The organism is Shewanella sp. MF08487, assembly GCF_050848685.1.
GTDB lineage: Bacteria > Pseudomonadota > Gammaproteobacteria > Enterobacterales > Shewanellaceae > Shewanella > Shewanella glacialipiscicola.
In genome coordinates this window covers 290,138-312,085 of record NZ_JBOZPB010000001.1, presented here as the reverse complement: position 1 = coordinate 312,085, position 21,948 = coordinate 290,138, and the positions used below count along the sequence as shown (strand labels likewise).

Sequence of the window (21,948 nt, the reverse complement as noted above, 5' to 3'; positions counted from 1 at the left end):
AGCTAACATGTACTAATGACTCGAGAGGCTTAACCATACAACCCAGATGGGTTTTGCATGGCCTTAGACGAATATTGACACTTGATAAAGTTAAAGACTCAAACAAAGAAAATCAGCTTTCCGAATTTTAATTAAAAGGTTAATTACGCAGGAAATTGTTAGGCTGACAAAGCCGTGACGAGCGAGGCGCGGAGTGTACGTTAGTACATGAGCACAGTAGCGAGGAGACAATGCCGTCAGACGGACAATTAACCAGTAAGAATTTGCTTGGTGACAATAGCCTTGTGGAACCACCTGATCCCATCCCGAACTCAGAAGTGAAACGCAAACGCGCCGATGGTAGTGTGGGGTCTCCCCATGTGAGAGTAGGTCATCGCCAAGCATCCAAATAAACACAAAAGCCCTAGCCTAAACCGCTAGGGCTTTTGTGTTTATACGCTTCGCGAAAACTTATCTCGATGTCAACCCGCCGCTAAGCGGACTCCCCGGCTACGAAGACAAGCTTCTGCGCGTTCAATCATGGCTAAATACTGCGTATTTATAGCGCTATGATTTCACCCCCATGTGAGAGTAGGTCATCGCCAAGCGCCTAATTATCTCGATGAGATGTAACGAAGCCAGCTGAATAAGCTGGCTTTTTTGCGTCTGCAATTTGGCAGAAATAGTGTATTTTAAAGCCTTAAAAATAATTCAACTGTTTACAATGCTATTGAGCTATATGTTGAGTCGCCAGTTCACACTAAACTGGCGTTTTGATTATTGACAGTTGAAGCTGTGTTCGTGGGGTTGTGTATTAGCTAGCCTCTACAACGCTAGTATATTGTTGAATGAATCACTCTTGATTAATTTTGGCCTTGAAGCTGGCTTTAGTATTGTCGTTGGCTTGTTTATACCAATAATCAAGCATCTGGCTGATTTCAGCTTGGCTAGGCGGTGTAGCTTGCTGAGCCTTATCATCGACCGCAGAGACCATTGACGTCATCACAGCTGGTGCGAGCAAGTTTGTGGATGCGATGACAGGAGCTTGGCGCATTTGTGGCTGGCCTGCTGATAGTGTTTTGGTTGACGGTGGCACCATGGCATTACCCGATTGTGTCATCGTGATGTTTAATGATGCGGGACGATCGCTAAGGTTGTACTGAAGTATTTCATGCTCAAAATCCCGCCCTAGTTGAACCCCATTCTTAATCAATTTATCGTTGGTAAAACTCACTGCTTCATCTTGAGCATTTAATAACGTCAAGTTGGCTAATTCATCAAATTGTTTTGCGTCTTTGGCTGAGTTTATTGCAGGAAGTGTCAGCGTCAGTATTTGCTCTGAGGCATCAAAACGGATAATTAACACATCAGATAGATAATGTACTGAATCAGCCTGTTGTCGGTATTGCGCAGCATAACGAAAGGCAATTTGATTCATACCATCGGCTAAGATGAGTTCGCCACTCTTTACTGCTGGTTTGCCATTGACGGTTAGCACCTCAGCGTTTTTAGGTAGCTTTAGATTCACATCGGCAACAGCGGGTTGCACAGTGCTCAGCATTAACGCTGTGGTACATAAGATTGATTGATATTTCATACGTTTTCTCAGTTGTTACAAGAGCGCCGCTAAATAATAAGGCTAATATCTGACGGCACAAAGCGGGTAATGCTCAGTGTGGTTTATGATAACCCTAATGGCGATAAGTCGTTTATATGAAGCGCAGATTAGCGTTAATTTTATCTGCAGGGAATAAAAAAGGCTCACGAGGAGCCTTTTGAGTGTGATATTTGTTATTGAACGTCTATTGGGTTAAGTCAATGCTATAAACGGCGAAACCCAGTGCATCGGTGGTGATCTTCTTCATTTCACGTTGCTGATTATCTTTGATAAAGGCAGCAGCTTTATCACTATCTTGAGTTTCGAAGCGAACGTCTAATACGATGTTAGTGGTGATTGTTTTAAAATCCCAGTTGTAATCAGCACTTGGATTAACCATGGCGTCGTACTTACCCGTCACTTCGTTGTACTTGGACTGCTCTGTGATATAAGCTGCTAACGCTTCGCGGTTAGTATCTGGTAGTTCTAGCACCACATGGTCGCTACCCGTTCCAGCAAACTTACCACCAAAAGCACGGTAGTTATTTGAGGTGACGATAAACTCTTTTGTCGCAAGCTCTTCACCTGTGATGACTTTACCGTTTTCGTCCTTATAGCTTAAATCTACAATACGATTTGCACTGGCATTAACCACCGCGCAATCGCGGTCAAACTTACTCGGTTGCGTGACATCAATCTTATAAGTTAAGCCATCAAGCACGTCAAAGTTATAGGTTGGATGACCATCCCAGTTGATTAAACCCTGTGGCGTAGTTTTTGTAGGGTCGATTTGATTGAATTGGTTGGCTGAGCACTCGAGCCAATCTTTCAATTCTGCGCCAGTTGCTTTGACTGCCACCATAGTATTGGGATACAGGTACAGATCGGCGGCGTTTTTGAAGGTCAGTGGCCCTTTATCGACTTGAACAAATTGGTCCGCATCACTCGTTGTACCGTGGCGACCGCCCGCTTTAAATGGGGCTGAGGCTGACAGCACTGGCAGACCTTTTAATTCCATAGGTAATTTCGCTTTCACGTTAGCGATTTGCGCATCGGAAACGATTTGCACCGTAGGATCGTCTTGCACTAAAGTAAGAAAGCTATACATATCTGCTGCAGCGACACCGATAGGTTCATCCACAAAGGCGAGGGTGCCTTGGTGCTCTGCTGCGACGGCATCATGAATAGCGGCATCAGCGGCAACTAATGCGGTTTTATTCGCGCCATCATAAATCGGACGAGCCTCAGTTTTTGCACTGATAACAGTCCATTTACCGTCCTTACGCTCAAGTTTAAAGTCAACCACGCCTAAGTTATCACCCCAACGGCCTGGCATTACGGCGGGGACACCATTCAGTAGGCCTTTAGTGACGTCGGTATTGGGTAAGTCTGCATACTTAGCATCTGGAAAGATGGAGTGGCTGTGACCAAATAAAATCGCATCTATACCGTCAACGTAAGTCAATGCGTAAGTGGCGTTTTCAGCCATAGGATCGCCGGGGTTTTCAGACGAACCAATACCTGAGTGAGGAATAGCGATAATAATGTCAGCCCCTTTGGCTTTCATTTCGGGGACATATTTTTTCGCGGTTTTAACAATATCCTCAACCGTTACTTTGCCTGTAAGATTTTGTTTATCCCACAATAGGATTTGTGGTGGTACAAAGCCAATGTAACCAATTTTAATGCTTTGGCTATTGCCTTCACTGTCGATAATTTGTTTTTCTTTGATGATATAAGGGGTGAATAAATTTTCACCTTTTTTAACTTCATTCCAGCAGCCATTATCGTTAGCGCAATAAACGTTTGAGTTGATATAAGGAAAATCGGCACCACTAATCGATTTATCTAAGAAATCTAAACCATAGTTAAATTCATGATTACCGATATTACCGACTTCATAATCTAATAGGTTCATGGCTTTATAGGCTGGATGAACATCTCCCATTTGCAGGCCAACTTTCGCCATATAATCGCCCATTGGGCTGCCTTGCAGTAGATCGCCGTTATCGACTAAAACACTGTTTTTAGCTTCACTGCGTGCCGCATGGATCAAACTTGCGGTGCGGGCTAGACCGATAGTTGGGTCATTTTTGCCGCTGTAGTAGTTGAAATCCATGATATTTGTGTGCAAATCTGTGGTTTCTAGTACTCGTAAATCGGCTTGAACGATTTTACCATCAGGTTGAATAATGGTGTCATCATCTGAGTTACAGGCACTCACACCCAAGGTTGCAGTGATCATCACTGCAAGTATTTTCTTATTTAACATAGTTATCTCTATTTATATTTATTTGACCCCAACGCATGTTCCGTAAAGAGCATGCCCATCATCCCGTTAATTCAGTGTGGTTTAACTGTTAAGTTAATTTATCATTAAGTTAACGAGTAAGAATTATAAAGACATTTTATGATCTGAGTGTGACATTAATTGAATAAAGTGATTTAAAATTGTGACCAATAGCGTATTAGCCTAAATAACGAGCTATTTAATCTGTGTATTTGTTATGTAGATGTTTAAATAACCGAGGTGAAAAGTTTATTAAGAATAATTAATATACTTTATCGGAACGGCGTTTTATTTACTGACACAGTTGTCTATGTTGAGAATATCTGGCTTAAAAAATCTAATTAAATTGATTTAAATATTTCTTTTTACATCACATTTTATTTAATGCTCATCACACCTGCTTGCATGTGCTTAGTTCTTATTGAAGCATATTCAATTTAACTTAGAATTGGCATAGGCACATTTAGACTGGAAATACACATAAAGTGATACAAATTAACGGTTAACTATGCAGGTAAAACTTGGCTGAAATAGGCATAAGTTGTTAAGGTAGCTCATCGAAATTGACGTACGTATCATATGTGTTCGTTAAACAGACTGTTTAAAATAGAATGCGTTAAACTGACTATTTTAAGCTGCAAGCTAAAATTCATTAGCACGCACCTTTCACTTTAAAAATACAATCGAAAGGGCTGCAACATTCAAGGGAGTTAATATGCGTAAGTCCGTTATTACCACAGCCGTGGCTACGGCTTTGTTACTGAGTGCTTGTTCAGACCAGCCTGCTGCAAATACCAATGAAGCTAAAAATGCCGTTGCTACGCAAACCGCCACTAAAGTAGAGGCAACTAATGTGTTACTTAGCAAGAGCTCACTGCAGGATCAAGCTCCGCAATTTAATCTGATCAATACGGCAGATTATGCTCCCGCTTTTGAGCAGGGCATGAAAGCCCATGATGTCGAAATCGCGGCCATTATAAATAACAAACAAGCGGCCAGTTTTGACAACACCATTCTGGCAATGGAAACCTCAGGTGAGCTATTAACGCGGGTGTCGCGAATTTTCTTTAATCTTGCGGGTTTGATTTCGAATGATGATTTTCAGAAAACGGAAGCGGATCTTGCGCCTAAGTTAGCCGCCCATCGCGATAATATTTATCTCGACCCAACGCTATTTGCCCGTGTTGAAGCCGTGTATCAACAAAAGAGTAACTTGAATGCAGAAGATCAGCGTTTAGTTGAATATTATTATGAGCAGTTTGTCCGTGCTGGCGCAAAATTGTCCGCTGAAGATAAAGCTAAGATGCGCGACTTTAATGCCGAGCTCGCAACCTTAGCGACGGATTTTTCACAAAACAGTTTAAAATCATTTAAAGATGATGTGATTGTTGTAACCGATAAAGCTCTGTTAGCCGGTTTATCTGATAACGAAATTGCCACCTTAGCCGCGGCCGCTAAAGCTGCCGGTAAAGAGGGTTATTTAATTACTCTCGTTAATACCACGCGCCAGCCTGTGCTGGCGAGTTTAGATAACCGAGAACTACGCCAAAAAGTGTGGCAAACCTCAGCGCATCGTTCGGTGGCAAGCAATGGTCCATTGATTGTCAAAATGGCGCAAATACGGGCTAAAAAGGCCAACTTACTTGGGTTTGATACTTGGGCATCCTATGCGGTTGCTGACCAAATGGCGAAAACCCCTGCTGCTGTGTATGAAATTCTCGATGATTTAGCCCCTAAAGCGCTGGCGCGCGCTAAAGTTGAAGCCGCTGATATTCAAGCTGAAATCAAAAAAGCGGGTGGTGATTTTGAACTACAACCTTGGGACTGGGCTTATTACGCTAATAAAGTGCGCCAAGAGAAATACTCCCTCGATGAGAGCACTATCAAGCCCTATTTTGAGTTTAATACGGTATTGCAAGACGGATTATTTTTCGCCATGCATAAGCTGTATGGCATCACTTTAAAAGCGCGTACCGATTTACCCGTGTGGCATTCCGATGTATTAGCCTTTGAAGTGTTTGATAAAGATAACAGTTCTATTGGCTTATTCTACCTTGACCCCTATGCCCGTGAAGGCAAAGGCGGCGGCGCGTGGATGGATGAGTTCGTCACTCAAAGCGGTCTGCTTGACACTAAACCTGTTGTTTACAACGCGCTTAATATTCCTAAGCCAGCTGATGGCCCAACGCTAATGACCTTCGATGAAGTGACCACTCTGTTCCATGAATTTGGTCATGCGGTTCACGGTTTATTCTCGCAGGTGAAATACCCTAGCGTTGCTGGCACATCAACGGCGCGTGACTTTGTTGAATTCCCCTCACAGGTTAACGAAGATTGGAATATTGATCCTGTTGTAATTGCTAACTATGCCAAACACTATCAGACAGGTGAGCCCATTCCTAAGGCGCTACTTGATAAAATATTAGCGGCCAATAAGTTTGGCCAAGGCTTTGATACTGTTGAATATCTTTCAGCGGCCTTGTTAGATATGGAATGGCACTCTATCAGTGCAGACACACAAATTAGCGATGTAGAGAAGTTTGAACACCAAGTGTTAGCTCAACACGGCCTTGATTTTGCACCTATTCCACCACGTTATAAATCGAGCTACTTTAGCCATGCCTTCTCTGGTGGTTATTCCGCGGGATATTACGCCTATTTGTGGACCGAAGTGTTTGCTGCCGATGCCTTTGCCTATATGGGCGAGCAAGGTGGATTAAAAGCTGATAATGGTGATAAATTCCGTAAGGAAGTCTTATCTAAAGGTAACAGTGAAGATCTCATGCAAGATTATATTCACTTTACTGGTAAAAAACCGACAACAGAAGCACTGTTAAAGCGCCGTGGTTTAGTCGACTAATCGGTTGGTTATTTAAAATGAAAGGCTTGCTAGGGAAACCTAGCAAGCCTTTTTTATTGTGTTATATAACATATGACGCGCCGATTGAGCCACTTGCTAATCTGCTGGGCCGGTGAAGTGCGCGGCAGCTTGCACGGCTTTAAAATCTTCTGCGACATTCAGCGCAATTTGCGCACGTTTTAACGCTAATTCACCATGGTATTCAGCGGCAGCGCGTATATTTTTATCATGGCTCGATGCTAAAGAACCGAGGGCTTTTTGAAGACGAACCGCCACTTCAACTACGCCAGCGCCATCTCTGGCAATCGCAGTAAAAGCATCATCACACATATCCTGAGGGCATATTTCAGGTACTTCGATACGATTGTACTCGGGTGTTTGGCGGTCAGTATTTGTCAAAGGTTCATCCCATAGCGTAAAGAGTCGTACTAGAGTTCCTATGATGCAAATAGCTGTTCCGGGATCATTCACCGCAGGCGACAGCGCGCGTCCAGCAATCTCCGACAGTACCACTAAACCAAATCGGGGATCATCATCGAAAAGACGAACGTCACCAATCTGGAATGCTGCTAAAACGGGAGCGTAATCCATCTCGGCCAAATCGCCTGAATCGGAACGAATGTAGGCTAATGGTCGATTTTGAGCAGCAAAAGTGCCCGGTAAGGCCGCTATCACCACGCGCATTTTATGTTTTTCAGCCCAGTTATGTAGTGCCGCAATGTTGATGTATTGAACATAACCAACATTCACCGAATACACCGCGTGTCCGCTAGCCTCTGAGCTCACTGATACGCCGCAAAGTGTGGGCGCATGCTTTCGCCGCTTTAGCGATGCAGCGGTCGCTATTTCTACTTTCTCAATCGTTGTGCCCATACGTCCGAGACGGGCAATGCTATCTACCCAGCGCACAAACGTAAAAATCACTACGCTGAAGATCAGCGCCGTTAGCAGAAAAAGGATAAACAATCCTGCCGTTTGAAAGTAACTATTTTTTACCGCCGTAAGGGCTACTATGCTAAAAATGAAGGCACCGACAAACGTGGAGAGTGCATTTTGAGATGCATCGTCGGCAACAACTAATACGAAGGATCGTGGTGTTGCTGTTGTTGCTGCAGAGGCATAGGCCGATACCATAGAACCCACGGAAAATGTGGCAATCACCAGCATGCTTGAAGCCATGATGGATAAAAGTACCTCAATGGAATCTAATGAAACCTCAGGTGTGATTTGTGCTAATCCAGTACCATCCGCCAATTTTGCGATTAAGGCTGCCATAATTGAAAGCAGGCAAACGATCAGTGGTTTTACCCACAGTCGGTGGCGAAACTGATTGAGAAAAACTCTGACGCGGTCAGTTAATACGGTAGAACTCATTTCAGTCTCCGGTGTTGTCATCTTTTGTTAATACGCACTCATTTTTGAGTTGAAAGAGAAAAATGTGTGGTTAAGCTTTTAAAAAAACGGCTCAAAATAGATGTTGTCATTATAGATAATATTCATCTAGTCATACTGGGCGCATACTATTTTTAATGGATAACCCCAAAATTTAATTATTTGATTTATGGTTAATTAAATCTAATTCTTTATAAATAATACTATTAATGATTAAACTCTAGTCGAATGAGCATAGCTCTATTTACGCTGTAATATCAAAAGTAACGGGAGCCTAGGCTCCCGTTATTCATCTTATTTTTAACCCTTATTGAGGTTATTCGGCCAGTAAGCCACGACTACGCAGTAGCGGCTCTATGCCCGCTTCTTTACCGCGAAAGTTCTTATACATCAGCATTGGATCGTCGCTGCCGCCTTTTGAAAGGATATTGTTACGGAAGGAATCTGCAGTGGCCTTGTCGAAAATGCCGTTTTCTTTAAAGGCTTCAAAGGCATCGGCACCTAAAATATCCGACCAAAGGTAGCTGTAGTAACCTGCAGAATAACCACCCGCGAAAATATGCGAGAAGTAGGTGCTGCGATAGCGTGGGTTAATTTGATTAATTAATCCCATAGCCGCTAACGAGTCTGCTTCAAATTTGGCGGCATCTTTTGGCGTGGTGTCGGTCAGAGTGTGCCAATCTAAATCGAGCTTAGTGGCCGCAACATATTCAACCGTCGAAAACCCTTGATTAAACTTACTCGCCGCGTGGATTTTTTTCACTAATTCCTGCGGGATCACTTCGCCAGTTTTATAATGTTTGGCAAATTGGGCTAACACTTCTGGCTGAGTCATCCAGTTTTCATTCACTTGCGATGGGAACTCAACGTAATCGCGAGGTACGGCGGTGCCACCCTGTGAGCGATATTCGACGTTCGATAACATTCCGTGTAGGGCGTGACCAAACTCGTGGAAGAGAGTGCTGGCTTCATCGAAGGTCAGCAGCGCTGGCTCATTGCCCACTGGGCGAGGGTAGTTCAATACGTTAACAATAATAGGTTTAGAATCAACGCCATTCATATTGTATTGCTTGCGGAAGGAGTTCATCCACGCGCCGCCACGTTTGCTGTCACGGGTGAAATAATCGCCCATAAAGATAGCCATTAATGTGCCGTCTTTATCGTAGACTTCCCATGTACGCACTTCTGCATTGTATTTGGGTAAGTCGGTACGTTCCTTAAAGGTCAAACCGTACAAACGGTTCGCGGTGTAGAACACGCCTTTAAGGGTGCTATCAAGGGAGAAATACGGACGGGTTTGTTGCTCGTTAAAGCTGTACTTAGCGACACGAATCTTGTCTGCGTAGTAATCCCAGTCCCACGCTTGCAGCTTAAAATTGCCACCTTGAGCGTCAATCATAGCTTGCATATCAGCCACTTCGTTTTTGGCTTGGGCCAATGCCGCTGGCCATACTTTATTGAGTAAACCGTAGACGTTTTCGGGCGTTTTAGCGGTGCGTTCTTCTAACACAAAATCAGCATGGGTTTTATAGCCCATCAACTGGGCGCGTTCTGCGCGCAGGGCTGCAATTTTAGCTAGGATGGTTTTGTTATCGTGGGCATTATTGTTATTGCCACGCTCTGTATAACCTTTATATAAGATTTCACGTAATTGACGGTTATCGGCATAGGTTAAAAAAGGCGTGATAGAAGGGCGAGAAGTGGTAAATACCCACTTGCCTTCGTGGCCACGTTTTTTAGCGGTTTCAAAGGCGGTGGCAATCACATCTGCGGGTAAGCCCGCTAAATCCGTTTTGCTATCGATAACAAGTTCAAAGGCATTGGTTTCAGCGAGTAGATTGTCACCAAAGGTGAGATTGAGTTTACCGATTTCATCGTTTAATGCGCGCAGTTTGGTTTTATCTTGCTCGCTTAAGTTAGCGCCGCCACGGGTGAAAGATTTATAGGTATCTTCCAGTAATTTTGCTTGCGCTGTATTGAGCTTTAAGCTGTCTTTTGCATCATGAACCGATTTGACTTTTTGAAACAGTTTGTCATTGAGCAAAATATCATCTTCAGCGGACGATAACATCGGCGACACTTCTTTCGAAATGGCCTGCAACGCAGGGGTGGTGTCGGCGCCCGTTAGGTTGAAGAAAACATTCGATACCTGCGTAACCAAATCGCCTGAAAACTCCATTGCTTCAATGGTATTAGCGAAGGTAGGCTTAGCTTTATTATCAACGATGGCTTGCATCTGTTCGTGTTGCTGGGCAATACCCGCTTTAAATGCAGGAAGGAAATGTTCAGGTTTGATTTTATCAAAGTCTGGGATTTCCATAAAAGTATCATAGGGTTTAAAGAATGGATTGGTCGCATTCTGGCTGATAATTTGCATTGAAACGGCATTAGGCGCTGCATTTGCTTGCACACTGGCATCGGGTTGTTGTGCGCTGCAAGCACCTAAGGTTAAGGCTAAAGCAATGGCACTTAGCGTGAGTTTAGCGGTGCGTGGCTTGAGGGCTTGCGCTTTAAGGGTTAGTCCCTTCATTATTAGTTCCCCGTTAGGTCGATTATTGTTATGCATGCTGGAATAGGTGATAGCCGTAGATTTTGATAACCATAGATTTCAGGAAGTGAACAATCTGAGAACGGCTAAAACAATTAAATTATTAAGGTGATTTTTTAACATGTATCGCAGGTTGGATCCTATTGGTTTTGTATTTTATTTGTAACAAATGTTTTATTTCAGGTATTTAAGCAAAGCAATATGGCAAACTAAATAGGCTCAAACCATATTGCAAATTAGCGTGTTGGCACGTGAGCTGAGTTAAGTCGTGCACGTATATAGGTAATATAAGTCATGCTAATCACGGCAACACAAACCCTTTCATTCCTTTTAAAACCGTCTATTGCAGTACGGTCCTAACACTAATAACAATAACAGGATCTAGTATGTCTCAATCTTATATTCCACGTATTTCCGTGCGTTTGGCTTTATCCTTGGCGTTACTGACAGCCTCCAGCGCTATTATTCCGCAAAGTCTTGCCGCAGATGTTGCAGCAAACACTAACATCCCCCTGTTAAGCTCCAATGCCGTTAAGGTCGCCGATTATGCAGTCGCTAAATACGATGCGGCTATGGTGCAGAGTTTGGCTGAGTTAGTTAGCTTTAATACTCAAGCCGTTGAAGGGCAAACTCCGGACACTAATCCGGCTTTTGTGGGCTTTAAGTCGAGCTTACAACAACTGAGTCAAACACTGGGTTTAGATTATGTCGATCATGGTTATGTCATCTTAATTGGTTTAGATGCGACGTCATCTAGCACGGGCGAGCCTAAAAAATTAGGAGTTGTCACCCATGGCGATGTGCAGCCTGCCAATCCTGCGTTGTGGGCGCAGAGCCCTTATTTACTCGATAGCCAATCTGAGCCGGGCAAATTGATTGGTCGTGGCACAGAGGATGATAAAGGCGCCATTGTTACTGCCATGTACGCTATGAAGGCGATTAAAGATAAGCAAATTAAGCGAGATAGACGCATTGAACTGTTAGTTTATTTAGCTGAAGAATCCGATTGGGAACCACTTGAAACCTTTCTCACCCATTACACACCTGCGGATATGAACATTACCATTGATGCCGAATACCCAGTGGTCACCGCCGAAAAAGGTTGGAGTAAGATTGCGTTTACTGTGCCCAATATTACGATCTCCAATATAGACGCTAAAGCAGAGGCTGCAACTCAAACTCCCACGTTAACAGCTTTCTCTGGTGGCTATTTTGCCAGCCAAGTACCGCAGCAAGCCGAGGCGCAAATTGAGGCGGTTTCACCCGCATTGCTAACAAAATTGCAAACCAAAGCCGCAGCGCAGCAAGGGATGAAATATCGTTTTGAAAACCACTGCGTCGATAGCCTGTGTAAGCTACATATTTTTGCCGACGGTAAAGCCGCACATTCATCTACCCCAGAAGATGGCGTGAATGCGGTAACTCATCTTGCAGCATTGTTAAGTAACAATCTGAGCCATGAACAGAGCTATGAACAAAATCATGCGCCTTGGCCGCAAACAACGGCGTCCTTAACGGTTGCCGCTATTAATGAATTAGTGGGTTTAGGGATTTATGCAGAACAGTTTGGTGACTTAGCCTACAAAGATGATTTTATGGGGTCGCTGACATTAGTACCCACAGTTGTGACCGAAACGCAAAAGGGCACTGAGGTGATTATTAACTTGCGTCGCCCTGTCGGAAAAACACCAGAGTTGCTCGCTAAACAAGCCCGTGAAGCCTTAACCCTGTGGCAGGATAAACATCAAGTACAGCTTGTTGATATTGAAAGCTATTGGGGCGAACCTATGGTGATGAAAGATGCGCCGCAGGAACAAACCCTGCTCGACGTGTTTGCCTACTTTACGGGTATACTTGACCCTAAACCCGTTGCCATTGGTGGCTCAACCAATAGTAAATTATTCCCCAATGCCTTAAGTTTTGGCCCAGCCATGCCGGGCGTGGAGTACACTGGCCACACCGAGAAAGAATTCATCACCCATAAGCAATTTATGCTGAACCTAAAAATGTACACCGCAGCGTTTATCGAGCTATCGGCGGTGAAATAGTGCTCACAATCATTCCAAACTTTGTTTGAATTCTTTAATCAAAATCAGAATTTAAATCAAAGTCGAGGAGCTTCACCCCCTGATATTTAATTAAGAGTCGACCAAGGAGGACTGCTAGTAATCATGTCAGCAAGATCATTGGCTGTTTATTGGGCTAATAAGACCACAGTGGTTAGTGATAATAAAAAGTCAAGACTTACCCATGATGAGGATATCTACGGCCATAAAATGATTGCAAGCAAACAGAGCGGCCAGCCTTATGGGTTTAAACTGATGAGGGGATGTGGCACGAGTGTCAGCTTAAATGTGGGCTATAATACTGTAAATCTAGGCCATGGAATTGTTAAACGTGAGCCATAAAGAGTGATAAAGCTAAAATGATATCAAGTAATTACCTTCAAGTATGTATGAAAAAACAGCTACCGTAAAAAGGTAAATTCCTATAGCATCATTTATATCCATTTAAATAGATGTGGCAGTGGCCAAGTCCAACACGCGATTTATGCCCTGCAAATAGCGCATAACTGCTAAGACATTAGCGGCCAAACGGAGGTGGCATGGAAAGTCTAGATAATGTAAAAGTTCTCACTCGTGGAGAATCCGCGATTCTTGCTGGAGTTTGTTCAGGTATTGCGGAATATTATAATTTACGAAAAAACAGCATTAGGTTAGCATTTTTGTTAACTAGCTTGTTTTTTGCTATTCCTGTATTTGCTTATGTTGTTTTGTGGTTAGTTTTACCAAAATATCCGACGACAGAAGCGATGGCTCGTCATTTACGACGAAATAAGCTACAAAGAAAATATGGCAGTTAATAGGAAATAAAGCGGAACTGTTACTAGTTTGCTCGGTTTAGCTTCGCAACACACTTTAGTAAAAAACTATTAGTGTTAGATCTATCTTTATAACCAATACTTTACGCTAATACTCGTAAGATGAGCCATGGTGATTTGTGAGACGACCGTCCACCTCATGGCCGCTTTTTCGCATCCATACTATCGCGGCATTTGTGAATCCTTTCAGATCAGACGGGGAGGTTGAACATCCAAACGGACTTGAACAACATCCTTGTTTAACGGCCAGTTCGCCATGGCTCTCGTTCATAAGCTCAGAAACCTCACCGTGTCGATGAGTGAATGCCATGGTAAGCCTATATGAGTCGATACCAGCCAACGTTAAGATCCCAATAACTGAAATAACTGCTCACCCAGTACAGTTTGTCTAAACTATTAGGTCTAAAGGTCAGCTAGGTTCAGTACGATAACTTGTTACTCACACAATAAAAATCCCTGCTTATACAGTAATGTATAGCAGGGATTTTTTAATTGAGAGTTTGCATTCGCTGAGCTGCGAGACAAGCCTTATTCAGGGTTTATGATCTATATCAAATAGGTCATTCCTTCCTCTTATCTTTTAACACTCATCTTTTTCACTAAAATCGGCGTCATAGATATTCTAATAACCGATGGCTTCACTACCCGCATGGCGAGGATCAGAAGCGCCAAAAATTCCTTGTTCGGTGACCATGATTGATTGTGTGCTGCCCATAGCGGATTGTACTTTCACTTTGTGGCCTTTGGCTTCGAGCAGGGAAATGGTATCGCGGTTTAAGCTGGATTCGACTCGTAGCTCATCGGGCAGCCATTGATGGTGCACCCTTGCTGCATTACTGGCTTCGGCGATGTTTAATTCATGATCAATCACATTCATGATGATCTGCAGTGTGGTGGTGATAATGCGTGAACCGCCCGGGCTGCCAGTGACGAGGAAGGGCTTGCCATCTTTCATTACTATAGTGGGGCTCATCGAGCTCAGTGGGCGCTTATTGCCTTCAACCGCATTGGCATCGCCGCCAACTAAGCCATAACCGTTGGGTACACCGGCTTTGGCTGAGAAATCATCCATCTCGTTATTGAGCAAAATGCCAGTTCCTTTGGCGACTAATCCTGAGCCATAGCTAAAGTTTAGCGTGTAAGTATTTGATACCGCATTGCCCCATTTATCCACTACCGAGAAGTGAGTGGTTTGGTCGCTCTCATAGGGCGCGAGTTTACCTGGCTTGATTTCGGCGCTTGGCGTTGTTTTATTCATCGCGATTTGGCTGGCGATTTTTTGGGCGTAGTCCTTACTGGTTAAGGCTTTGACGGGCACCTTATAAAAGTCTGGATCGCCTAAGTATTCGCTGCGATCGCTATAGGCATGCTTCATGGTTTCTGCCATCAGATGAATCGTCTGAGCCGTATTGTGGCCGAGTTTATCAATCGGGAATTGTTGCAACACATTAAGTATTTCTATGATGTGCACGCCGCCCGATGACGGTGGCGGCATAGAAACTACCTCGTAACCTCTGTATTCGCTGCGCACGGGCTCACGTTCGACAACCTTGTAATGTTTAAGATCGTCCAAGGTCATAATGCCGCCTGCATCTTGCACCGCTTTGACGAGTTTTGTGGCGATTTCGCCCTCGTAAAAACCTTTAGTACCTTTTTGGGCAATAAGACTTAACGAATGGGCTAGTTCAGGTTGTTTTAGCACATCATCAACTTGATAGTCACTGCCGTCGGCTTTGTAGAAGATAGCGGCTGTGGTTGGCCATTGGGTCATGCGGCGTTTTAGGCCTGCAAGAGATTCGGCAAGATCTGGCGTGACGCTAATGCCTTCCTGCGCCATTTTAATTGCGGGTGCAGCGACTTGGGCGAGTGTCATGGTGCCATATTTTTCAAGGGCTAAGCTCATGCCCATAACCGTGCCTGGTACGCCAACGGCAAGGCCGTGTTCGCGGCTCAGCTTTTCAACGGCGTCGCCATTCTCATCGAGGAAAATATCTTTCTTGGCTTTAGAGGGCGCCATTTCACGGTAATCAATCGCGATAGTTTTGTTTTCTTTGGCGATATGCACCAGCATAAACCCGCCACCGCCAATATTACCCGCGCGGGGTAATGTTACCGCGAGGCTAAAGGCTACGGCTACTGCGGCATCAACCGCATTTCCGCCTTGTTTTAAAATTTCAATACCAGTACGACTGGCGAGCGTTTCTTGGCTGGCGACCATGCCATGCTTAGCCCACACAGGTTGTGCTGTGGCCATCTGGCTGAAAATGGATGATTCATCGGCGAATAAATGAGGTGATGATACTAGGGGAAGCGCCATCGCAATGGCGAGAATCAAGGGGCTAAAGATTTTTACTGGACGCATATCCAATCCTGTATTTATTTTTATTAGGGCTATGCAATGTGCCGAGAATTAGGCTTAATTGCAACCGTGTATCGTTTATTAGCCCCATAAAGGACGAGAATTTATCCTATGACTCAGCTTATTTTAGCCTTTGCGAACGCCATTGTTGATATTCCACCCCGTGCGTGGAATAGCCTAATGGGGCAGGCTAATCCCTTTTGTCGCCATGAGTTTTTGTTAGCGCTTGAGCAAAGCGGCTCAGCCTGTCAAGCAACCGGTTGGACACCCAGGCATTTATGTGTGTTTGATGCCAGTAGCGTATTAAGCGATGAAATAGGGAACGATAGTCGGTTGCAACCTTTGGATGAGGGCGCGTTTATCAGTTTGCAAACCGCCGAATATTTTAATGCATTACCACTGGTTGCCGTGATGCCCTTGTACCAAAAAACGCATTCCTATGGTGAATATGTGTTCGATTGGGCTTGGGCCGAAGCCTACGAGCGCCATGGTATTGATTATTACCCTAAATGGGTCAATGCAATTCCCTTTACCCCGGTGCAAGGGCGACGGATGGGCATTAAGCCCGAATTGACAAATATCGAGCACATGCGTGTAGCGACATTACTGCTACGGGCATTAAATCGTCAGCTTACGGGTGATACGCCGATTTCTTCATGGCACAGCCTCTTTGTGAGCGCGCAGCAAACACCGTTATTTGAACATTCCCTCCATTCGCACTTAAAGCGTTTAGGGACTCAGTTCCACTGGCATAATCGTGGCTATCGGGATTTTAATGATTTTTTAGCGAGTTTTAGCTCCCGTAAACGTAAAAATATCTTAAAGGAGCGGGCACAGTTACAACCTTTTAATCTTAAGTTTAATTTCGTTGAGGGTGAGCAAATCACCCGTTCGCAGTGGCAAACATTTATCCAGTGCTATCAATTAACCTACCTTAAACGCTCGGGTCATCGCGGCTATTTAACGCCCGCGTTTTTCTATCAATTGGCTGAGCACCTCACATCGCAAATCCGCTTGCTGGTGGTCGAAGACGCAAAGGGAGAAATGGTGGCGGGTGCCTTGTATTTACAGGGTGAAAATAGCCAAGGGCAAGGATGTCTTTATGGCCGTTATTGGGGCACGACAATTGAACTTGATGGCCTGCACTTTGAGGCTTGTTACTATCAAGGAATTGAATATTGTATTGAGCATGGGTTGGCACTGTTTGATGCTGGCGCTCAGGGCGAGCATAAAGTGTTGCGCGGTTTTGAGCCCGTAGAAATGTATTCCTACCATAACATTGCCCATTTAGCCTTTAAGGACGCTATTACAGATTTTGTCACGCAGGAAACCCAACAAGTACAACAATATATGGCGCAGATGAGTGCTGTGTTGCCCTACAAAAAAGCGCCCGAGTAAAGCCTTAAAATAGAGACTTTATTGAGCGCGTATTTAACGGATATTATTGGGTGGGATTATTGACTCATAGTGAGCTTATTCATGGCGATTTGATTCACTTTGAGCGAATCCCAAACGAGCTAACCCACAGCGAGCCAAATTCCTACGCCAATCATTAAACTGCCTGCAATACGATTCAACCAGCGAATATTATCGCCACGGCTGAGAAAAATGCGCAGGCTCTTGCCGCCGCTGGCGTAGGCCAACATTGAAACAAATTCCGTCACCATGATAATGCTCAGCAGCGCAAGTAGTTGCGGCGCAACGTCGCGCTCAGTATTAATAAAGGGCGGCAGTAGCGACACCATAAATGCCCAGCCCTTAGGGTTGGCAATGGCGGTAATAAAGCCTTGGGTGATTAAGGTTAAGTTACTGGCCCTGGGATTAGTCTCCGTATCGCTAGGTAAGGTCATCTTGCCGCGTGCGCGCCACATTTGCACACCAATATAGCCTAAGTAAATCCCGCCAATCCATTTAAAGATTTGAAATACTTGGGGATAATTAAGCATTATGCTAGCCACGCCCATCACGGCGGCGGTGGCGACGAGTGCGACTCCAACCAGTTCACCTAACATCATCCAGAGGGTGCGACGCACGCCAATGCTCATGCCGAGCGTCATGGCGAGGGTCATACACATGCCCGGCGTAATCGAAACAAAAAAGAAGGTCGGGATAAACACTGCAAGTAATGCAAAATCTGGCATGGTTTAGTTAGTCTTGGTTGAAAATAAGAAGGGCGCTAGTGTAATAAAAATGACGGGTTTAGCCAATGTGTGAGTCGCGTATTTCGCTATGCAGCGTTAACTTAGCCTGTAAATAAGGGGTTAAGTTGAAATGGTAGCCGTACCTAAACGATGCTGGTTCTCGTATTCTACTTGTTATTTTAATTATTGATAATTCAAACAATGTTGGAGGGTGCTTGCCGTGTTGTGAATAAGTGTATTCCTGCTAACTACGTTGCGGCAGGTAACCCTTGTAAGGTAATTAAGTCCATTACGGTGGCGAAATGCTAAAACTCGAAGTAGATTTTGCTGTAAATACTAACGATGATTTAACGATTGGTAAAAAGAAAAACGGTACGCAGGGCGCACCGTTTTTTATGGGCGGGATAAAGGTTACAGTACGCCGCGGCGCATTTGATCCCGTTCAATCGATTCAAACAGGGCGGTAAAGTTACCTTCACCAAAACCTAAGTTATTCTTACGTTGGATGATTTCGATGAAAATCGGTCCAAACAGGTTTTTAGTAAATATCTGCAATAAATAGCCTGTATCATCACCATCCACCAATATTTGGTGATGTTTGATGCGTTCATGGTCTTCGGTGACATGGGGTAACTTCTCGAAAATGGTGTCGTAGTATTCAGGGATGATGTCTAAGCATTGGATTGAGCCGCCTTCCATCGCATCCAGAGACTTAATAATGTCCCGGCTTCTGAAGGCTAAATGCTGCACACCTGGGCCATTGTATTCCTTCAGGTATTCATCGATTTGGTTCTTATCGCTGCCTTTACCTTCGTTGATCGGGATACAGAAGCTGCCATCGGGTGAGCGCAGGGCGTAGGACACCAACGCAGTTTGTACGCCGCTGATGTCAAAGTAGCGCACTTCAGTAAAACCAAAAATGTTTTTATAGAAGTTAGCCCAATGTTCCATTGTGCCTTTGTAGACGTTGTTGGTTAAGTGATCGACTTCGATAAAGCCTTTCTCTTGGGTGATGACTTGCTCGTCTAAATCTTCAAAATCAGTAGCATAAATATTTTTATCGGCTCCAAAAATGTCGATGAAATAAATTAAGCTATCGCCAATGCCGTAAATCGCAGGGTAAGGTAAATCTTTATTAGCATCATCAGCGGGCTTTGCACCACGCTCAACGGCAACGCGATAGGCAAAGCCCGCATCTTCTACACGCCAGCCCATAGAGCAAATTGCTGGGCCGTGGGATTTGGCAAACTTAGCAGAGAAACCTTCGCGCTCAGTGTTGAGCAGAAAATTAATGTCATTCTGTTTGTAGTACAGAATGTCTTTGTTCTTGGCTTTTTTCAGCAGTGAAAAACCAAAGTCGATAAAGACTTTGTGCATAAAATCAGTATCAGGGCTGGCGAATTCAGTGAATTCGATACCTAATAAGCCCAGTGGATTTAGTTCGCTTGCCATGATGTTTTCCTCGTTATTTTAGTGCAACACGCCGTCACTCTAATGACTCCCGCATGGGAGTGCTGGTGGCTTGGGGCTAGTTTTCTAGCCAAGAGCGGTTGTAGTCTTTGCTCATGCAATTTTGTACATGTTCGGTTAATTTAAGTGGGGCGAACGTGTCCACCATCACTGCATATTCATAGGTCTCTTTTTTGCCGATAGAGGCTTCAGTACGACCCGGTTGTGGCCCATGGGCGACCCCTTTTTGATGAAGAGTCATGTAACCTGCCTCAATGCCTGTGCGGCTCATAAAGTCACCATCGACATAATACAAGACTTCATCACTATCAATATTGTTGTGGTAATAAGGGGCCGGAATCGATTTCGGATGGAAATCGTAAGGGCGCGGTACAAAGTTGCAAATCACAAAGTTATGGGCGGTAAAGACTAAGTGATCTGACGGTGGTAAATGAATCTTGCCCACCTTTGGCGCGTATTCGGTGATATTAAATGCCCAAGGGTAAACGCAACCATCCCAACCGACTAAATCAAAGGGGTGCCATTCGAGCGTGGTGAGTTGGTACTTATCGCCAAACTTGCACACTAAGGGAAAAGCGCCACGCTCAACCACGGCATCTTGCAGCGTCGGCACGCGTAAATCGCGTTCGCAATAGGGCGCTGATTCTAATAACTGGCCATACTCGTTACGAAAATGCTTAGGCACTTCCACCATAGAGAATGACTCAATGACAAATAAACGCACGTTACTGTAATCATTAAACTTAAGCTGATAAGTAGTACCGCGTGGGATCACTAAATAGTCCCACTTTTGTACCTTTATCGTGCCGTACTCGCTGTAGAGTGTGCCTTCACCTTCGTGGACAAAAACCACCTCATCGGCATAGGCGTTACGGTAAAACTCGTCGGTATCGGCGGTGACTTTGGTGGTGTAAAGTGCTAAGTCATTGTTATAAAAAATTTTGTTACGGGCGCTGAAAAAATTACCTTCACGGTCGGCATCGCGGGAATCGAGTTTATAGTTTTGGACCAGCGAGTCTTCCCAATTGGCACCGTGGCCTAGGCTGTAAGGTGCTACTTCCAACGCTTTGGTTGGCATGTTGTGGTGATATTTATTGGAATAAATATTGGAAAAACCATGGGTTGAGAACAACTCTTCACGGTAAAGCTCGCCGTTTTCCTTTTCAAATGCGATATGGCGCTTATGGGGGATCTGGCCTTGTTTCACATAAAATGGCATGGTTATTCCTTCAATATTACGTTGCAGGTTTACCTACATCGCTGGTCGTTATGCTGCAAGTTGCATTAGTGTGATCTTGTTATCAATTTAGTTGCTTGAATGAACAAAAAAAAGAATAATAAATACGTTATCTCAATCTAAAAATTAGATGGTATTCTAATCTTTACGAATCGTAGTGTTTCCGTTACATGTTCATGAGAGCCAAGGAGTGACCATGCGCATCGATATTGATGCTTTTAATGTGCTGCAAGTGCTGGTGGAAGAGGGCAGTTTTGCCAAGGCGGCGGAGCGATTACACAAGGCGCAATCGGCGGTGAGTTATCAAGTTAAAAAGTTAGAAGAGCACCTAGGCGTGCCGCTTTTTAGCCGTGAGCAATATCGTGCTGAGCTGACGCAAGAGGGCCGCGTGATTTTGGCCGAGGGACAAAGATTACTGCAACACCTTGCAAACATTGAACATCTTGCCAGTCGTTTCAGTGAAGGCTGGGAGCCCAAGCTAGAACTAGTGATAGACGGTGCCTTACCTATGGAGCCTATCATGACGGCCTTAAAGCGCATGGCTGAACATCAGATCCCCACTAAAATTCAGCTGAATATGGAGTTTTTAGGCGGTGTACAACACAGATTCGAGCGTGATAATGCCGACTTGATGTTAGTGAAAGATTATCGCACTGGCCCCTACTACCATCCGCAGCCGTTGCCTGCAATTACTAGCGTGCTGGTGGCCAGTGCTTCGCATCCTTTGTCTTTTATTCGCGAAATTAGTTTGTCTGAGCTGCAGCAACATGTGGAATTAACTATCGAAGACTCTTCACCCAATAAAAGTTACCGCGATGAAATGCAATTTGGCGGCGATAAAGTGTTTTATCTTTCTGGCTTTATCATGAAAAAGAACGCCTTGTTAAAAGGCTTAGGTTTTGGCTGGTTGCCGGACTTTTTAGTGCAAGAAGAGTTAGCTAAGGGCGAATTAGTTGAAATCGACTTCGTCGGTGGCAGTCGCTATACCTTTACTCCGCAACTTGTTTCGACCTTAGAGCGGCCGTTAGGCCGTGCAGGGCAGCTATTTACGGCGTTAATTTTAGAAGAATTCGCGAAGACGGAGCAGTTTGATGGTGTTGGCTTGGGCTAAAACGCTGCAGTTTGCCATATTGTTGAATGACTCTTTTTAGACCGCCGTCTTTTAGACGGATGGCCTCCATTTTTACATAATAA

At 44.4% G+C, this 21,948-nt stretch carries 15 protein-coding genes, 1 rRNA gene and 1 pseudogene; 9 read left to right on the top strand and 8 right to left on the bottom strand.

Annotation, left to right across the window (positions count from 1 at the left end; genetic code table 11):
• Positions 1-266: 266 nt before the first annotated feature.
• Positions 267-382, top strand: a 5S ribosomal RNA gene (gene rrf / locus ACRN9H_RS01315).
• Between the two features lie 450 nt (positions 383-832).
• Here rrf and ACRN9H_RS01310 read toward each other — a convergent pair.
• Both ACRN9H_RS01310 and ACRN9H_RS01305 read right to left on the bottom strand, forming a co-directional pair.
• Positions 833-1,576: a DUF2057 domain-containing protein gene (locus ACRN9H_RS01310; protein ID WP_432312120.1), complete on the bottom strand. Its 744-nt coding sequence runs from the start codon at positions 1,574-1,576 to the stop codon at positions 833-835.
• A gap of 205 nt (positions 1,577-1,781) precedes the next feature.
• Positions 1,782-3,848 (bottom strand): bifunctional 2',3'-cyclic-nucleotide 2'-phosphodiesterase/3'-nucleotidase, encoded by a 2,067-nt coding sequence (locus tag ACRN9H_RS01305; RefSeq protein ID WP_432312119.1) that lies wholly within the window; start codon positions 3,846-3,848, stop codon positions 1,782-1,784.
• Between the two features lie 733 nt (positions 3,849-4,581).
• On the opposite strand from ACRN9H_RS01305, the gene ACRN9H_RS01300 reads away from it, so the two are divergent.
• On the top strand, positions 4,582-6,726 hold the full coding sequence (locus ACRN9H_RS01300) for a M3 family metallopeptidase (protein ID WP_432312118.1): 2,145 nt from the start codon (positions 4,582-4,584) through the stop codon (positions 6,724-6,726).
• A gap of 96 nt (positions 6,727-6,822) precedes the next feature.
• On the opposite strand, the gene ACRN9H_RS01295 is transcribed toward ACRN9H_RS01300, so the two are convergent.
• Together ACRN9H_RS01295 and ACRN9H_RS01290 are read right to left on the bottom strand one after the other, a co-directional pair.
• Positions 6,823-8,100, bottom strand: a complete 1,278-nt coding sequence (locus tag ACRN9H_RS01295) for a DUF2254 domain-containing protein (RefSeq protein ID WP_432312117.1) — start codon at positions 8,098-8,100, stop codon at positions 6,823-6,825.
• Between the two features lie 334 nt (positions 8,101-8,434).
• The gene (locus ACRN9H_RS01290; protein WP_432312116.1) at positions 8,435-10,648 is read right to left on the bottom strand and encodes a M3 family metallopeptidase; all 2,214 of its coding nucleotides are present in this window, start codon (positions 10,646-10,648) and stop codon (positions 8,435-8,437) included.
• Between the two features lie 404 nt (positions 10,649-11,052).
• On the opposite strand from ACRN9H_RS01290, the gene ACRN9H_RS01285 reads away from it, so the two are divergent.
• From ACRN9H_RS01285 to ACRN9H_RS01275, 3 genes are all read left to right on the top strand, one after another.
• Positions 11,053-12,714: a dipeptidase gene (locus ACRN9H_RS01285; protein ID WP_432312115.1), complete on the top strand. Its 1,662-nt coding sequence runs from the start codon at positions 11,053-11,055 to the stop codon at positions 12,712-12,714.
• A gap of 123 nt (positions 12,715-12,837) precedes the next feature.
• Positions 12,838-13,074, top strand: a complete 237-nt coding sequence (locus ACRN9H_RS01280; protein WP_432312114.1) for a hypothetical protein — start codon at positions 12,838-12,840, stop codon at positions 13,072-13,074.
• A gap of 197 nt (positions 13,075-13,271) precedes the next feature.
• A complete protein-coding gene (locus ACRN9H_RS01275; protein WP_220774208.1) occupies positions 13,272-13,529 on the top strand; it encodes a PspC domain-containing protein in 258 nt (85 codons plus the stop codon).
• Positions 13,530-14,169: 640 nt separating this feature from the next.
• On the opposite strand, the gene ggt is transcribed toward ACRN9H_RS01275, so the two are convergent.
• Positions 14,170-15,909, bottom strand: coding sequence for a gamma-glutamyltransferase (ggt, locus tag ACRN9H_RS01270; RefSeq protein WP_432312113.1), 1,740 nt, complete (start codon positions 15,907-15,909; stop codon positions 14,170-14,172).
• Positions 15,910-16,017: 108 nt separating this feature from the next.
• Here ggt and ACRN9H_RS01265 point away from each other — a divergent pair, with 108 nt between their 5' ends.
• On the top strand, positions 16,018-17,304 hold the full coding sequence (locus ACRN9H_RS01265) for a GNAT family N-acetyltransferase (RefSeq protein ID WP_432312112.1): 1,287 nt from the start codon (positions 16,018-16,020) through the stop codon (positions 17,302-17,304).
• 119 nt (positions 17,305-17,423) lie between these two features.
• Here the strand turns inward: ACRN9H_RS01265 and ACRN9H_RS01260 are convergent, their stop codons facing one another.
• Positions 17,424-18,047, bottom strand: coding sequence for a LysE family translocator (locus ACRN9H_RS01260; RefSeq protein ID WP_432312111.1), 624 nt, complete (start codon positions 18,045-18,047; stop codon positions 17,424-17,426).
• A 210-nt stretch (positions 18,048-18,257) separates the two neighbouring features.
• Between ACRN9H_RS01260 and ACRN9H_RS01255 the strand changes: the two are divergent.
• Both ACRN9H_RS01255 and ACRN9H_RS01250 read left to right on the top strand, forming a co-directional pair.
• Positions 18,258-18,356, top strand: a pseudogene (locus tag ACRN9H_RS01255) (sugar O-acetyltransferase); the annotation flags it as partial.
• The gene (locus tag ACRN9H_RS01250) at positions 18,350-18,514 is read left to right on the top strand and encodes a hypothetical protein (protein ID WP_432312110.1); all 165 of its coding nucleotides are present in this window, start codon (positions 18,350-18,352) and stop codon (positions 18,512-18,514) included. The pseudogene ACRN9H_RS01255 and the gene ACRN9H_RS01250, both read left to right, overlap by 7 nt.
• Here ACRN9H_RS01250 and hppD read toward each other — a convergent pair.
• Together hppD and ACRN9H_RS01240 are read right to left on the bottom strand one after the other, a co-directional pair.
• Positions 18,459-19,499 carry a 4-hydroxyphenylpyruvate dioxygenase gene (gene hppD / locus ACRN9H_RS01245; RefSeq protein ID WP_432312109.1) on the bottom strand — a complete coding sequence of 347 codons (1,041 nt, stop codon included), beginning with the start codon at positions 19,497-19,499 and terminating at the stop codon, positions 18,459-18,461. The two genes, ACRN9H_RS01250 and hppD, sit on opposite strands and share 56 nt — an antisense overlap.
• Positions 19,500-19,575: 76 nt before the next feature.
• Positions 19,576-20,736 (bottom strand): homogentisate 1,2-dioxygenase, encoded by a 1,161-nt coding sequence (locus tag ACRN9H_RS01240; RefSeq protein ID WP_432312108.1) that lies wholly within the window; start codon positions 20,734-20,736, stop codon positions 19,576-19,578.
• A gap of 214 nt (positions 20,737-20,950) precedes the next feature.
• On the opposite strand from ACRN9H_RS01240, the gene ACRN9H_RS01235 reads away from it, so the two are divergent.
• Positions 20,951-21,865 carry a LysR family transcriptional regulator gene (locus ACRN9H_RS01235; protein ID WP_432312107.1) on the top strand — a complete coding sequence of 305 codons (915 nt, stop codon included), beginning with the start codon at positions 20,951-20,953 and terminating at the stop codon, positions 21,863-21,865.
• The last annotated feature ends 83 nt before the right edge of the window (positions 21,866-21,948 follow it).

Bases quoted from the DNA above. Each gene is read 5' to 3' on its own strand.
- ACRN9H_RS01310 (WP_432312120.1), bottom strand. From the start codon at position 1,576: ATGAAATATCAATCAATCTTATGTACCACAGCGTTAATGCTGAGCACT.
- ACRN9H_RS01305 (WP_432312119.1), bottom strand. From the start codon at position 3,848: ATGTTAAATAAGAAAATACTTGCAGTGATGATCACTGCAACCTTGGGT.
- ACRN9H_RS01300 (WP_432312118.1), top strand. From the start codon at position 4,582: ATGCGTAAGTCCGTTATTACCACAGCCGTGGCTACGGCTTTGTTACTG.
- ACRN9H_RS01295 (WP_432312117.1), bottom strand. From the start codon at position 8,100: ATGAGTTCTACCGTATTAACTGACCGCGTCAGAGTTTTTCTCAATCAG.
- ACRN9H_RS01290 (WP_432312116.1), bottom strand. From the start codon at position 10,648: ATGAAGGGACTAACCCTTAAAGCGCAAGCCCTCAAGCCACGCACCGCT.
- ACRN9H_RS01285 (WP_432312115.1), top strand. From the start codon at position 11,053: ATGTCTCAATCTTATATTCCACGTATTTCCGTGCGTTTGGCTTTATCC.
- ACRN9H_RS01280 (WP_432312114.1), top strand. From the start codon at position 12,838: ATGTCAGCAAGATCATTGGCTGTTTATTGGGCTAATAAGACCACAGTG.
- ACRN9H_RS01275 (WP_220774208.1), top strand. From the start codon at position 13,272: ATGGAAAGTCTAGATAATGTAAAAGTTCTCACTCGTGGAGAATCCGCG.
- ggt (WP_432312113.1), bottom strand. From the start codon at position 15,909: ATGCGTCCAGTAAAAATCTTTAGCCCCTTGATTCTCGCCATTGCGATG.
- ACRN9H_RS01265 (WP_432312112.1), top strand. From the start codon at position 16,018: ATGACTCAGCTTATTTTAGCCTTTGCGAACGCCATTGTTGATATTCCA.
- ACRN9H_RS01260 (WP_432312111.1), bottom strand. From the start codon at position 18,047: ATGCCAGATTTTGCATTACTTGCAGTGTTTATCCCGACCTTCTTTTTT.
- ACRN9H_RS01250 (WP_432312110.1), top strand. From the start codon at position 18,350: ATGCTAAAACTCGAAGTAGATTTTGCTGTAAATACTAACGATGATTTA.
- hppD (WP_432312109.1), bottom strand. From the start codon at position 19,499: ATGGCAAGCGAACTAAATCCACTGGGCTTATTAGGTATCGAATTCACT.
- ACRN9H_RS01240 (WP_432312108.1), bottom strand. From the start codon at position 20,736: ATGCCATTTTATGTGAAACAAGGCCAGATCCCCCATAAGCGCCATATC.
- ACRN9H_RS01235 (WP_432312107.1), top strand. From the start codon at position 20,951: ATGCGCATCGATATTGATGCTTTTAATGTGCTGCAAGTGCTGGTGGAA.